At 63.6% G+C, this 14,598-nt stretch carries 10 protein-coding genes and 1 pseudogene; 10 read left to right on the forward strand and 1 reads right to left on the reverse strand.

The annotated features are described in order from the left end of the window. Positions 1 to 263 precede the first annotated feature (263 nt). The 10 genes from ACLJK8_RS19820 to ACLJK8_RS19865 all read left to right on the forward strand — a co-directional run bounded on the left by ACLJK8_RS19820 (position 264) and on the right by ACLJK8_RS19865 (position 13,912). Positions 264 to 989, forward strand: coding sequence for a beta-ketoacyl-ACP reductase (locus ACLJK8_RS19820; protein WP_413152094.1), 726 nt, complete (start codon positions 264 to 266; stop codon positions 987 to 989). A gap of 11 nt (positions 990 to 1,000) precedes the next feature. Then, positions 1,001 to 3,655 (forward strand): pyruvate dehydrogenase (acetyl-transferring), homodimeric type, encoded by a 2,655-nt coding sequence (gene aceE / locus ACLJK8_RS19825; protein ID WP_413152086.1) that lies wholly within the window; start codon positions 1,001 to 1,003, stop codon positions 3,653 to 3,655. Between the two features lie 24 nt (positions 3,656 to 3,679). Then, positions 3,680 to 4,948: a dihydrolipoyllysine-residue acetyltransferase gene (gene aceF / locus ACLJK8_RS19830; RefSeq protein WP_413152087.1), complete on the forward strand. Its 1,269-nt coding sequence runs from the start codon at positions 3,680 to 3,682 to the stop codon at positions 4,946 to 4,948. Positions 4,949 to 4,962: 14 nt separating this feature from the next. After that, entirely contained in the window at positions 4,963 to 6,729 is a 1,767-nt protein-coding gene (gene lpdA, locus ACLJK8_RS19835) for a dihydrolipoyl dehydrogenase (RefSeq protein ID WP_413152088.1), read from the forward strand. Between the two features lie 65 nt (positions 6,730 to 6,794). Next, the gene (locus tag ACLJK8_RS19840) at positions 6,795 to 7,259 is read left to right on the forward strand and encodes a hypothetical protein (RefSeq protein WP_413152089.1); all 465 of its coding nucleotides are present in this window, start codon (positions 6,795 to 6,797) and stop codon (positions 7,257 to 7,259) included. A 187-nt stretch (positions 7,260 to 7,446) separates the two neighbouring features. Beyond that, complete coding sequence (locus ACLJK8_RS19845) at positions 7,447 to 9,216, forward strand: L-lactate permease (protein WP_413152090.1); 1,770 nt, start codon at positions 7,447 to 7,449, stop codon at positions 9,214 to 9,216. 7 nt (positions 9,217 to 9,223) lie between these two features. Beyond that, on the forward strand, positions 9,224 to 9,991 hold the full coding sequence (locus ACLJK8_RS19850; protein WP_299793752.1) for a (Fe-S)-binding protein: 768 nt from the start codon (positions 9,224 to 9,226) through the stop codon (positions 9,989 to 9,991). A 5-nt stretch (positions 9,992 to 9,996) separates the two neighbouring features. Continuing rightward, positions 9,997 to 11,430: a lactate utilization protein B gene (locus ACLJK8_RS19855; protein ID WP_413152091.1), complete on the forward strand. Its 1,434-nt coding sequence runs from the start codon at positions 9,997 to 9,999 to the stop codon at positions 11,428 to 11,430. After that, positions 11,427 to 12,074, forward strand: a complete 648-nt coding sequence (locus tag ACLJK8_RS19860; protein ID WP_413152092.1) for a LutC/YkgG family protein — start codon at positions 11,427 to 11,429, stop codon at positions 12,072 to 12,074. Before ACLJK8_RS19855 ends, ACLJK8_RS19860 begins: the two co-directional genes overlap by 4 nt. Before the next feature lie 83 nt (positions 12,075 to 12,157). Beyond that, positions 12,158 to 13,912 carry a PHA/PHB synthase family protein gene (locus ACLJK8_RS19865; RefSeq protein ID WP_413152093.1) on the forward strand — a complete coding sequence of 585 codons (1,755 nt, stop codon included), beginning with the start codon at positions 12,158 to 12,160 and terminating at the stop codon, positions 13,910 to 13,912. A 30-nt stretch (positions 13,913 to 13,942) separates the two neighbouring features. Here the strand turns inward: ACLJK8_RS19865 and ACLJK8_RS19870 are convergent. Further along, a pseudogene (locus ACLJK8_RS19870) lies at positions 13,943 to 14,209 on the reverse strand (transposase); the annotation flags it as partial. Between the last annotated feature and the right edge of the window lie 389 nt (positions 14,210 to 14,598).

Genomic DNA, 14,598 nt, shown 5'->3' on the forward strand with positions numbered 1-14,598 from the left:
TCGGGCGGTTCCGGGCTACGCCCTCCACCACCCGAACCACCCCATCGAAATCCGCATCACCCGGGTCCCCGATTCCACGCCGATCCCGGTCCCCGGTCCCGCGCCGATTGACAGCCTTGCCACGCTGTGCATCGGGGGCGGCATGGGCGTCGCCATGTGCCTGGAACGGTAAGGCAGGAAAACGTGCGCAATATCATTGCGCAACTTTGGCCATCCTTGTAGCAATATTTCGGGGACGGCAAATTCTTGAAGGGGAGGGATTCATGTCCAAGGTTGCACTTGTTACCGGGGGGTCGCGTGGCATCGGCGCGGCAATTTCCAAGGCACTGATGGAGGCGGGATACACCGTCGCCGCCACCTATGCCGGCAACGACGACGCCGCAAAGGCATTCACCGAGGAAACCGGGATCAAGACCTACAAATGGTCGGTCGCCGACTATGACGCCTGCGCCGAGGGCATCAAGAAGATCGAGGAAGAGCTTGGTCCCATTGCTGTTCTGGTCAACAACGCGGGGATCACGCGCGACGCGATGTTCCACAAGATGACGCCGCAGCAGTGGAAAGAGGTCATCGACACCAATCTGACCGGCGTCTTCAACATGACCCACCCGGTCTGGGCGGGAATGCGCGACCGCAAGTTCGGGCGGATCATCAACATCAGTTCGATCAACGGGCAAAAGGGCCAGGCCGGCCAGGCGAACTATTCCGCCGCCAAGGCGGGCGACCTGGGCTTTACCAAGGCCCTGGCCCAGGAAGGCGCCCGGGCGGGCATCACAGTGAACGCGATCTGCCCCGGCTATATCGCGACCGAGATGGTCAAGGCCATCGATGAAAAGGTGCTGAACGAGCGGATCATCCCGCAGATCCCGGTGGGCCGTCTGGGCGAGCCCGAGGAGATTGCCCGGACCGTGGTGTTCCTGGCATCCGACGATGCCGGCTTCATCACCGGCTCCACCATCTCCGCCAATGGCGGCCAGTTCTTCGTTTGAGGGAAACACCCATGAGAGACCTCGGTCCCGATATCGACCCGATCGAATCCCGCGAATGGCAGGACGCCATTGCCGACGTGATTGAACGCGATGGCCCCAACAGGGCTCATTTCCTGCTCGATAGAGCCGTCGCACAGGCCCGCGCCGCCGGGGCAACGCTGCCGTTCTCTGCAACGACCCCTTACCAGAACACGATCCCCGTGGACGATCAGTATGAGTTTCCGGGCGATCTGGACATGGAATGGCGCATCCGCACCATCAACCGCTGGAACGCCATGGCGACGGTCGTGCGCCGCAACAAGGAATCCAGCGAATACGGCGGGCATATCGCATCCTTCGCCTCCTCGGCGGTGATGTATGATGTCGGGCTGAACCACTTCTGGCGCGCGCGGTCGGCGATTCACGGCGGCGATCTGGTATTCTTCCAGGGCCATGTGGTGCCCGGCATCTATGCCCGGTCCTTCATGGAAGGCCGCATCACCGAAGAGCAGATGCTGAACTTCCGGTCCGAGGTCGGGGGCGAGGGGCTGTCGTCCTATCCCCATCCCTGGCTGATGCCGGACTATTGGCAGTTCCCGACTGTCAGCATGGGACTTGGCCCGCTGATGGCGATCTATCAGGCGCGGTTCATGAAATACATGCACAACCGCGGGCTGATCGATATGGCCGACCGCAAGGTCTGGTGTTTCCTGGGCGACGGAGAGATGGACGAGCCGGAAAGTCGCGGTGCCATCGACCTGGCCGCGCGCGAGGGTCTCGACAACCTGATCTTCGTCATCAACTGCAACCTGCAACGCCTGGACGGCCCGGTGCGCGGCAACGGCAAGATCGTGCAGGAGCTGGAAGGCAATTTCCGAGGCGCGGGCTGGAATGTCGTCAAGCTGCTCTGGGGCAAGGGCTGGGACGATCTGCTAGAAAACGACACCAGCGGCCGGCTGCGCCAGTTGATGGATGAAACGGTGGACGGCGACTATCAGACCTTCAAGTCCAAGGACGGCGCGTTTATCCGCAAGCATTTCTTCGGCAAGTATCCCGAAACTGCGGCCTTGGTCGAGGACTGGTCCGACGATCAGATCTGGTCGCTGAGCCGGGGCGGCCACGATCCCGAGAAGGTCTATACCGCGTTCCGCAAGGCGACCGACACCAGGGACCAGCCGACGTGCCTGCTGATCAAGACGGTCAAGGGCTATGGAATGGGATCCGCGGGCGAAGGGCAGAACACCACCCACCAGCAGAAAAAGCTGGCAGAGGACCAACTGCGCGCGTTCCGAGACCGCTTCAAGATCCCCGTGTCCGACGAGGATTTGCCGAAGGCCCCCTTCGTCGCGTTGAACAACGCCCAGAAGGCCTATCTGGCGGACCGCCGCAAGGCCCTGGGTGGCGCGTTCCCGCAGCGTGTCAGCACCTCGCCCAAGCTGGCAATCCCGCCGCTCGAGGCGTTCAAGGCGCAGCTTCAGAACACGGGCGAGCGCGAGATTTCGACCACGATGGCCTTTGTGCGCATCCTGACCACACTTCTGCGCGACAAGGAGCTGGGCAAGCATATCGTGCCGATCGTGCCGGACGAAAGCCGCACCTTCGGGATGGAGGGGCTGTTCCGATCCATAGGGATCTACAATCCCGCCGGCCAGCACTATACGCCCGAAGATCGCGAGCAGATGTCCTATTACCGCGAAGCAGCGGATGGGCAGGTCTTGCAGGAAGGCATCAACGAGGCCGGTGCCATGGCCGACTGGATCGCGGCGGCCACGTCCTATTCCAACCACGGCGTGCCGATGATCCCGTTCTTCATCTACTATTCGATGTTCGGCTTCCAGCGGGTGGGCGATCTTGCCTGGGCCGCCGGCGACAGCCGCGCCCGCGGCTTCATGCTGGGGGGCACGGCGGGCCGCACGACCCTGAACGGCGAGGGGCTGCAGCACGAGGACGGCCACAGCCACATCCTGGCCGGGACCATCCCCAACTGCATCAGCTACGACCCGACCTTCCAGTACGAGGTGGCGGTCATCGTCCATCACGGGCTCACGCGGATGTTCCAGGATCAGGAGGATGTGTATTTCTACCTGACCCTGATGAACGAGAACTACAGCCACCCCGACATGCCCGACGGCGTCGAGGACGGCATCATCCGCGGCCTCTACCGCTTCCGCGAGGCCGCCCAGCCGGCAGAGCGGCACGTGAACCTGATGGGCTCGGGCACCATCCTGGTGCAGGCGATCAAGGCCGCCGACATGCTGGAAGCCGATTTCGGCGTCACTGCCGACATCTGGTCGGCGACAAGCCTGAACGAACTGGCCCGCGACGGCCAGGACGCAGAACGTTGGAACCGCCTGAACCCGATGGAACCCCCGCGCGCCGCTTTCGTCACGCAGGCGCTGTCCAAGGCCAAGGGACCGGTGATCGCCGCCACCGACTACATGAAGAACTATGCCGAGCAGATCCGGGCCTTCGTGCCGGGCCGCTACACGGTGCTGGGGACCGACGGGTTCGGTCGCTCCGACAGCCGGGTGAACCTGCGGAGGTTCTTCGAGGTCGATGCCAACCACATCGCCGCCGCAGCCATGGTGGATCTGTTCCGTGACGGTGCGGTCGACGAGGCGACGCTGAAAGCTGCCCTTGCCAAGTATGACATCGACGGCGCCAAGCCGAACCCCCGGCTGGTCTGAGCGGGAAGAAGGAGGAGACACATCATGCCTGTTGAAGTGAACGTTCCCGACATAGGCGATTTCAAGGATGTCCCGGTCATCACCGTTCTGGTGAAGGTGGGCGACACCATCGCCGCCGAGGACCCGTTGATCGAGCTTGAATCCGACAAGGCCACAATGGAGGTGCCAAGCCCCGTCGCAGGCCGCATCGCCTCTATCGTGGTGAAGGAAGGCGACCGGGTATCTGAGGGATCGGTGATCCTGACGGTCGAGGCCGAGGGCAGCGACGCCGCTGCCGCCGCATCGGCGCCTACATCGGCGCCCGCCGCCGCGCCTGCCGCATCGGTTCCGGCGGCGGCAGCCCCCGCAGCTCCCGCCGTCACAGATTCGGGGTTCAACAAGGCCCATGCTTCGCCGTCGATCCGCGCCTTTGCGCGGCAGTTGGGGATTGATCTGGCCAAGATCAACGGCTCGGGCCGCAAGGGGCGCATTCTGCGCGACGACGTGACGGCGGCGCTAAAGGCCAGCGCAGTCCCGGGCGCTGCCGCATCGGGCGGCGCGGCGCTGAGCGGCGGCATGGGCATCCCGCCGATTCCGGTTGTGGACTTCTCGAAGTTCGGTCCGGTCGAAAACGTAGAAATGGCGCGCATCAAGAAGCTGTCCGGCCCCGCGCTGCACCGGTCTTGGCTGAACATCCCCCATGTCACCCATCAAGAGGAAGCCGACATCACCGAGATCGACCAGTTCCGCAAGGAACTGGACCACGAGGCCAAGAAGGACGGCTATCGCGTCACCCTGCTAGCGCTTGTGATCAAGGCCAGCGTGTCCGCACTGCGCAAGCACTGGGAGTTCAACTCGTCGATCCACCCCGACGGCGACAAGCTGATCCGCAAGTCCTATTACAACATCGGCTTTGCCGCGGACACGCCGAACGGGCTCGTGGTGCCGGTCATCAAGGACGCCGACCGCAAGGGGATTGTCGACATCTCGAAGGAACTGGGCGGCCTCAGCGCCAAGGCCCGCGCGGGGGAGTTGAAGTCCCAGGACATGCAGGGCGCGACCTTCACCATCTCGTCGCTGGGGGGCATCGGCGGTGTCGCCTTCACGCCTATCGTGAACGCCCCCGAGGTGGCGATCCTGGGCCTGACGCGCTCCCGGATGGCGCCGGTCTGGGACGGCCAGCAATTCGTGCCGCGCAACATGCTGCCGATGTCCATCAGCTATGACCACCGCGCCATCGACGGGGCGTTGGCGGCTCGCTTTGCCGCGACGCTGAAGCACCTGCTCGGCGACGTGCGCCGGATCATGCTGTGAAGGAGGGCCGAAACATGGACGTCAAGGTTCCCGACATCGGCGATTTCAAGGATGTGCCGATCATCACCCTCTTGGTCGCCGTGGGCGACGAGGTTGCCGAGGAGCAGCCGCTTATCGAACTGGAATCCGACAAGGCGACGATGGAGGTGCCCAGCCCCACCGCAGGCCGGATCACCGCGATCTCGGTCAAGGAAGGCGATCGGGTCTCCGAAGGATCGGTGATCCTGACGCTGGACGCCGCCGGCGCCGCCGCCGAACCCGCCAAGGGCAAGGAGGAGCCGCGCAAGGACAGCAGCGGCGGTCGTGACAGCAGCCCCGCCGCAGCTCAGCCCGTCCCGGCAGCGCTGTCCGCTTCGGTGCGCGGCGACATCCATGCCGAGGTGGTCGTGCTCGGTTCAGGTCCGGGCGGCTATACGGCGGCGTTCCGCGCGGCCGACCTGGGCAAGAAGGTCGTGCTGATCGAACGCTATCCAACGCTGGGTGGGGTCTGCCTGAACGTCGGCTGCATTCCGTCCAAGGCACTGCTGCACGCCGCCAAGGTCATCTCGGAAGCCGAGGAGATGGGCCATCATGGCCTGCGCTTCTCGCCGCCCGAGGTGGATCTCGATGCGCTGCGCGGCTGGAAGAACTCGGTCGTCACGCAGTTGACGGGCGGTCTCAGCGGTCTGGCAAAGGGCCGCAAGGTTCAGGTCGTGACCGGCTTTGGCACCTTTGCCGGACCCAACATGATCGCGGTCGACATCGAGGGGGCGACATCCACGGTCAGCTTCGACCAGTGCATCATCGCCGCCGGGTCCGAACCCGTGAAGCTGCCGTTCATTCCCCATGACGATCCCCGCGTGATCGATTCCACCGGCGCGCTGGAACTGGACGGCGTGCCCGCACGCCTTCTGGTTCTGGGCGGCGGCATCATCGGGCTGGAAATGGCCTGCGTCTATGACGCGCTGGGGTCCAGCGTAACGGTCGTGGAACTGATGGACCAGATCATCCCCGGCGCCGACAAGGACATCGTCAAGCCCCTGCATAAGCGGATCGAGGCCCGATACGAGAAGATCCTGCTCAAGACCAAGGTCACGGCGGTCTCGGCCGACGAGGACGGGCTGACCGTCACCTTCGAGGACGACAAGGGCGGCACCACCACCGATCGCTTCGACAAGATCCTTGTGTCGGTCGGGCGTCGGCCCAACGGCAAGATGCTGAACGCCGGCGCCGCGGGCGTGGCCGTGGACGACCGCGGATTCATCGCCGTGGACAGCCAGCAGCGTACCAATGTTCCCCATATCTTCGCCATCGGCGACGTGGTGGGCCAGCCGATGCTGGCGCACAAGGCAGTCCATGAAGGCAAGGTCGCAGCCGAGGTCGCGGCCGGGCACAACCGCCACTTCGACGCCCGCGTGATTCCCTCGGTCGCCTACACCGACCCCGAAGTTGCCTGGGTCGGCGTGACGGAAGCCCAGGCCAAGGCCAGTGGCCTGAAGGTTGGCAAGGGCGTTTTCCCCTGGGCTGCCTCTGGACGGTCGCTTTCACTTGGCCGGTCCGAGGGCATCACCAAGCTGATCTTCGACGAAACCGATCAACGCGTCATCGGCGCTGCCATCGTCGGCCCGAACGCCGGCGATCTGATCGCCGAGGTGGCCTTGGCCATCGAGATGGGAGCCGATGCGGTCGACCTTGGCCACACGATCCACCCGCATCCTACTCTGAGTGAGACGGTGAACTTTGCTGCCGAAATGTTCGAGGGCACGATCACCGACCTGATGCCGCCGAAGAAGCGTCACTGACTGTGATCGGGCGGCCACATCGGATCGCCCGATGCCTTCCGTCAGCACAGCAACAGGAGCCTGCTATGACCGACAAGAAGCCCGCCATGGGTTTCAATGAAGCGCTCAAGGCGTTTGATCCGACATCCCTGTTTCCGTTCATGAACTCTCAGGGCATGGCGGACTGGTTCCGCCGTCAGAATGTTGACGGCCTCGATCCCGCCTCAATGCTGAAGATGTGGCAGAAACGGCTGGATGCACTGGCCAGTGCCAACGAGCACGCAAGATCCCTCTACCGGTTGCAGATCGAGCGTCAGTTCCAGATTTTCGACGAGATGACGGCTGCCGCAACAGACAGCATGAAGCGGCTCGACACATCCGTCCGCTCCGAGGCGTCTGGGAACAATATCAAGGTTCTTTCGGACGCGGCCGACAAGGCTCTCGCGCTGATGCAGCGGCTTTCGGAGGAATCGCTGGTGGCGATGACCGAAACTCAGAAACGGTTTGCAGTTGAGGTGGATGCGGCCATCAAGGACTTGCGCGGCGCTTGAGCGACGAGGTCGGGTGACCCCATCCTGTACCGCGACGCGCACAAGAGCATCGGCGCGCTCCTGCTGGTGATCGACCATTCGACCCCGACCATGGTGCGCCACGAATCCGGCACGCCCGAGAATATCGGCTGCGTTGTCACAGACCCCCACAGGGGCCGGATCGGCCCGACGCTTCTGAGGAGGAAAGATGTCCCAAGTCTTCACATTCGTCTTGGCCCTGCTGCCAATCGCCACAGTGTTTCTGCTCTTGGTGGTGCTCGCACGCTCGGCCAAGCTTTCGATGGGCGTTGCCTATCTGGTCACGGCCGCGACCGCGCTTTTGGTCTGGGGCACGGACCTCAACAAGATTCTTGGCGCCACCGTGAACGGTGCCGTGACCGCAGTCAGCCTGCTCTACATCATCTTCGGTGCGATCCTGATGCTCTACACGCTGGAGGAAAGCGGCGGCATCCGGTCGATCCGGGCAGGGTTCACCAGCATTTCGCCTGACCGGCGGGTACAGGCGATCATCATCGCCTGGTTGTTCGGATCGCTGATCGAGGGGGCGTCCGGGTTCGGAACGCCCGCGGCCATCGCCGCGCCACTGCTGGTTGCCATCGGCTTTCCGGCCATGGCGGCGGTGCTGGTATCGCTGATCATCCAGTCCACGCCTGTGTCATTCGGGGCAATCGGCACGCCGATTCTTGTCGGTGTCAATACCGGGCTTTCGGGTCAGGCGATTGTCGAACAGACCATCGCACCGATGGCCTTCGCTGACTATCTGGTCGAGATTGCTGTCAAGGTTGCCACGCTGCATGGCCTGATCGGCTTTCTGATCCCGTTGATCATGATCGGCATGATGACGCGGTTCTTCGGTTCCCGGCGGTCCTTCGCCGAAGGGTTCCGCATCTGGAAATTCGCGCTGTTCGCCGGGCTTGCCTTCACCGTTCCCTACTGGATCATTGCCAGCCTGCTTGGCCCGGAATTTCCGTCCCTGGTGGGCGGCATCATCGGGCTGCTGATCGTCGTTCCCGCCGCACGGGCCGGCTTCCTGATTCCGAAGGAGGTCTTCGACTTTCCGCCCCGCGAACAATGGGACGGAAAATGGGTCGGCAAGCTGGACGATCTGGAGGATCACCGTGCCGGGCTTGAGATGATGCCGTTGCTCAAGGCCTGGGCGCCCTACATATTCGTGGTTCTTCTGCTGGTCGCGACGCGCACGATTCCCGATTTCAAGGCCTGGCTGACCGCCCCGGAACGGACCATGGCCTTCGATGATCTGTTCGGGTCGGGCATCAATGCCCGCGTGCAATGGCTGTATCTGCCTGGAACGGTGCTGATCCTCGCTTCGCTGTTCACCTTCCTGTTCCATCGAATGCGTCCGGCCGATTACGGCAAGGCATTGCGTACGTCGGGATCGACAATGATCGCGGCGTCCCCGGCACTGCTGTTGGCGGTGCCGATGGTGCAGGTGTTCATCAACTCTGCCTCGGACACGATGGCGTCGATGCCGATCGTGCTCGCCGAAAGCGTCTCGGCCGTGGTCGGCAGTGCCTGGCCGATGTTCGCGCCGCTGATCGGGTCGATGGGCGCCTTCGTCGCCGGATCGAACACGATTTCGAACATGATGTTCTCGTTGTTCCAGTTCTCGACCGCTGAACAGATCGGTCTGGGCGCGGCCGGGGCGGGATTGGTTGTTGCGCTGCAGGCCATCGGCGGTGCGGCAGGCAATATGATCTGCGTGCACAACGTGGTGTCAGCCTCGGCCACGGTGGGACTTGTGGACCGCGAGGGCGAAATCATCCGCATGACCCTGATCCCGATGTTGTATTATATCGTCCAGGGCGGCTTTCTTGGTCTTGCTATCCTGGCGGGCGGGCCGAACCTGTGGTGGATCGCCGTGCTGATCTGGCCGGCCGCCGTGCTGTTCCTGATGTCGCGCAATCGCGGGGCTGTTTCCGCCACCCAAACACGCTGAGGTCGTCATGTCCGGACAGCCAAATCCCCGCGTCGGCCTTTTCGTGACCTGTCTCGTGGATGCAATCCGCCCCAGCATCGGGTTTTCCGCCATCCAGCTTCTGGAGGAGGCCGGATGCCGGGTCGAGGTGCCGCAGGCACAGACCTGTTGCGGGCAACCGGCCTTGAACAGCGGAGACGAAAAGGATGCAGCAGCACTGGCGCGACAGACCATCGCTGCTTTCGAGGGCTTCGACTATATTGTGCTGCCCTCGGGTTCCTGTGCGGGAACCATCGTGCACGGCTATCCGGACCTGTTGGCCAAAGATCCGGTCTGGGCGCCCCGCGCCCGGATCCTCGCCGCGAGAACCCACGAGATCACCAGTTTCCTGGTTGATGTGATGGGTTTTCGGCCAAAGGGCCGTCGCCTGTCAGCGACGGCCACCTACCACGACAGTTGCGCAGGGTTGCGCGAACTGGGCATCGCCGCGCAACCCCGTGCGCTTCTGGCGGAGGTCGCGGGCCTGGAGATGCGGGGATTGGAAGGCAATGATGTCTGCTGCGGCTTTGGCGGCACGTTCTGCGTCAAGTATTCCGACATCTCGAACGCGATCGTCACCGAAAAGGCCGAGGCGATCGAGCGCACCGAGGCCGACCTGCTTCTGGCGGGAGATCTGGGATGCCTGATGAACATGGCAGGCAAGCTGAACCGCCGGGGCGCAAGGACGCGCTGTTTCCACACCATCGAGGTTCTGGCGGGCCGGGCCGACGGTCCCGCCATCGGCGAGGAGGGCTGAGCATCATGAGCGCACCAGAGGCATCTGTGCAGGTTTCGTTCAAGAACCGTGCCAAGACGGCACTGGCGGACAGAACGCTGAAGATCGCCATCGACCGCACCACCGGCACGGCCGAGGCCAAGCGCGCGGTGGCAGTGGCGGCGTTTCCCGAATTCCAGGCCGCCCGCGCACGCGGACGCGCGATCAAGGATCACGTGATCGCCCATCTGGACTATTATCTCGAACAGTTCGAGCGCAACGCCACCGCATCTGGTGCTACGGTCCACTGGGCATCCGACGATGCCGAGGCGCGAGCGATCATCACCCGCATCTGCCTGGATGCCAAGGCCAAGTTGGTGACGCGGTCGAAATCCATGCTGGGCGAAGAAATCGGCCTGCCGCATGCTTTGGCCGATGCCGGGATCGAGCGGGTCGAGACCGACCTGGCCGAACACATCATCCAGCTTGCCGGAGAGGCCCCCTCACACATCGTCTGGCCCGCGATGCACCGCACCCGCGAACAGGTGGCCGAACTGTTCAAGATAGCTCATCACCCGCCGCCCTCGGCCGACGATCCGGCCACCATGGTGCAAAGCGCGCGGCGCGAATTGCGCGCCAAGTTTCTGGGGGCCGACATAGGCATTTCGGGGTCGAACTTCCTGGTGGCCGATACGGGTGCCACCTGCACGGTGACGAATGAAGGCAATGCCGAACTGACCACCACGCCGCCGCGCATTCATATCGTCACGGCGGGGATCGAGAAAATCGTGCCCACCACCGCCCATGCCCTGTCCCTGCTGCGCCTGCTGGTGCGGTCGGCCACGGGCGGCGAACTGACGCAATACACGACATTCCACTGCGGACCCAAACGTCCTGGCGATGCCGATGGTCCCGAGGAGATGCACATCGTGCTGGTGGACAACGGCCGCACCAGAATGCTGGACAACGAGTTCCGCGAGATGCTGCGCTGCATCCGCTGCGGGGCCTGCATGAACCATTGCGTGGTCTATCGCCAGATCGGCGGGCACGCCTATGGCGGCACCTATCCCGGACCGATGGGTTCGGTTCTGACACCAGTGCTGAACGGGCTTGCCGGTTCACGCGACCTGCCCAATGCCTGCACCATGAACGGCCGCTGCGCCGAAGTCTGCCCGGTCGAGATTCCCATCCCCACGCTGCTGCGCGCCTGGCGGATCCGCAGTTGGCGAGAAAGGCTGGAACCGGGCAGCCTTCGCGTCGGCATCGGTATCTGGGCCGTTCTGGCCCGGCGTCCCGGTCTTTACGGGCTGGCCAGCCGGGTCGGCGTGCGGGCCCTCCGGTTGTTCGGCAAGGGAGGCTGGATCGCGCGCCTGCCGCTGGCGGGCGGCTGGACGGCCCATCGCGACCTGCCGCGCCCGGCGGGCCGCACCTTCATGGAACAGTATCGCGCCCAGCAGGCACACAAGGGGAGCCGCCCATGACCGCCCGCGACCGCATCCTGTCCGCGATCCGCGCCGCCCTGCCACAGGAACGCCCGGCGCCCGACGCCATCTCCGCCGAGGCCAAGGCCCTGCTGGCCGATCCCGACACCAGCCGCCCCCGACTGGTCGCTGAGGGGCTGTTAGATGCCTTCATCCTGAAGGCTGAGGCGATCGGCACGACGATTGACCGCGTTGGCGGCATGGAAGCCGTTCCCGACGCTGTGCAGCGCTATCTGTCGGGACACGGCCTGTCACTGTCACTGGCCGTGGAACCGACGCCGGCGCTGACCGCACTCGACTGGACGGGCCTTGACACCGGCACCACTCTTGCCCCGGACCAGCCGGCAGCGCTCGGAAAGGCGCTTTGGGGTATCGCCGAAAGCGGGTCCATGATCGTGCATTCGGGCGCCGATACGCCGATCTTGCTGTCTTTCCTGCCCCTGCATCATATCGTGGTGCTGCAGGAATCCGATATCCTGTCCCATCTCGAGGACTATGCTGCGCAGCTGGCCGAGCGGCCCCATCCGCGCAACGCGATCCTGATCACCGGACCCAGCGGCACGACCGATATCGAGGGGAGCTATGTGCGCGGGGCGCATGGGCCGGGCTTCCTGCATGTGATCCTTGTTGCAAGCACAGACTGACAACCTGCCGTTTGCCAGTCCCCACCACCGCCGGCCGTTGCCAGCAGAGCCGGTCGTCCTAGCTACCCCCAAGGAGACCCGGAATGGACCAAAGCGAGATTGCCGAACAGACCGCAGAATTTGCCAGCCTAATGCAGCGGGCGCAGGAGCTTGCGCAGCGCAGCAGCGCCAGTGCCCTGGCCAAAGCGACGGGCAATGAATTCTCGGTGCTGGATTCGGGGACCGTGGCGCAGGCCTATGCTCGCGTGGGGATGAAGCTGGCGCAGAACCCGTTTGCGCTGGCGCAGTTCCAGATCGATCTGTGGTCCAACAGCGCCAAGGCCTGGGCAGGCGCATGGACGGGCGAGGGCGAGGACAGCAAGGACCGCCGCTTCCGCGATGGCCTCTGGACCAGCGATCCGGTCAGCCGTGGCCTGCGCGACGTGCATCTGGCCATCGAAGGCGCCGCCGACCGCCTGATCGAGACCCTGCCCGAGGGTGACAAGGACAGCCTGCGCGTGCGGTTCTATACCCGGCAGTTGCTCAGCGCGCTGTCGCCCAGCAATTATCTGGCGTTGAACCCCGCCGCGCGTGAGCGTTTCCTTGAAACCGATGGCCGCAGCCTGCTGGACGGGTTCCGCAACCTTCTGGACGATCTGGAACGCGGCGACGGGCGGCTGGACATCAACATGACCGACCGCGAGGCCTTCGAGGTCGGGCGCGATCTGGCCACGACGCCGGGGCAGGTGATCTATCAGAACGAATTGATCCAGTTGATCCACTACGAACCGCTGACCAAGACCCAGTTCAAGCGTCCGCTGCTGTTCGTGCCGCCCTGGATCAACAAATACTATATCTTCGACATGAAGCCCGAAAACAGCCTCGTCCGCTATATGCTGGAGCAGGGCCACAGCGTTTTCCTGATTTCATGGGTCAACCCGACCAAGCAGCACGCGGCGCTGAGCTTCGAGGATTACATGCGCCTTGGCCCGCTGACCGCGCTGGACGCGATCACCGATGCGACCGGCGAGGACGAGTTCGACATTCTCGGCTTCTGCATCGGCGGGATTCTGGTGACGGCGACGCTGGCCTATATGGCGGCCAAGGGCGACAAGCGGGTCAAGACCGCGACGACGCTGGCCACGATGGTCGATTTCACCGATGTGGGCGAGATCGGCGTTTTCATCGACCGCGACCGGCTGCAGGTTCTGCGCGAACACATGGCCGAAAAGGGCTATCTGGAAAACCACCATCTGCAGGACATGTTCTCGATGATCCGGGAAAATGACCTGATCTGGTCCTTCCACGTGATGAATTACCTGATGGGCCGCAAGCCGCCCGCCTTCGACCTGCTGTTCTGGAACGGCGACAGCACCCGCCTGCCGGCGGCCATGCTGCTGTGGTATCTGGAAAAGATCTATATCGAGAACGGCTTGCGCAAGGCCGGGCACCTGACCATGGACGGCGTGCCCATCGACATCGGCAAGATCGATATCCCCTTCTATGTCTTTGCGACGAAAGAGGATCACATCGCGCCCTGGAACTCGATCTATCCGACAACCGGCTTGCTGGGCGGTGACACGACCTTTGTTCTGGGCGGATCGGGGCATATCGCGGGGGTGATCAACCCGCCGGCAAAACGGCCGAAATACGGGTTCTGGACCAGCGCGGCTGCCTATCCTGCCGATCCGCAGGACTGGCTGGCCAAGGCCACGCCGCACCAGGGGTCGTGGTGGCCGAACTGGGCGGAATGGATCGAAAGCCACAGCAAGGGCAAGAAGGTTCCGGCCTATGTGCCTGGTAGCGGAGCGCTGAAACCGATCGAGCCGGCACCCGGCAGCTATGTGCGGGCGGGATAATCACCTTCAGCTTCGGTCTAGGGTCAGGATTCATAACCAATAGATGACGAGAGCCGCGAGGGCGATGGCTGAGAGGAACACCTTGGGGCATCGGTCATAGCGGGTCGCGACGCGCCTCCAGTCCTTGAGCCTGCCGAACATGATCTCGATGCGGTTACGCCGCTTGTATCTCCGCTTATCGTATTTGATCGGCGTCTTGCGTTTCTTCCGGCCTGGGATGCAGGCACGTATCCCCTTGTCCTGCAACGCTTCTCTGAACCAGTCAGCGTCATAGCCACGATCCCCGAGTAGCCATTTGACAGTCGAGCGCCAGATCCCAAAGCTTGCGGCATAGCGCAACCCATTATTCTCTCTTGGGAAACCCCGTTTTCGAATCCCTCACACCTGACATTCATCCCCAGAGGCAGGACAAGGGAACAGCGGCCGGTCACTCGCCAAACGAAACGACGTCATTGCTGTCGTAGAATACGACGTCATGAAAAACGGTTTCGCAGGCATCAGCCAAGGCCCTGAAACCACCAAAGACGGTGGCACCGCGCCGCAGATGTATGACCACCAACATCCATACTGTGTAAGCATCCGGCCTGGACCACGGTCACGCCGCCTTGCGCGTAGCGGTCGTGGCGGGCTTCCAGTTCCACGGAAGCAGCTCCGGCACGCGGGAGACCTTGGTGTCCGGCAGCCGC

This window comes from Amaricoccus sp. W119, assembly GCF_047275745.1.
Classification (GTDB): domain Bacteria; phylum Pseudomonadota; class Alphaproteobacteria; order Rhodobacterales; family Rhodobacteraceae; genus Amaricoccus.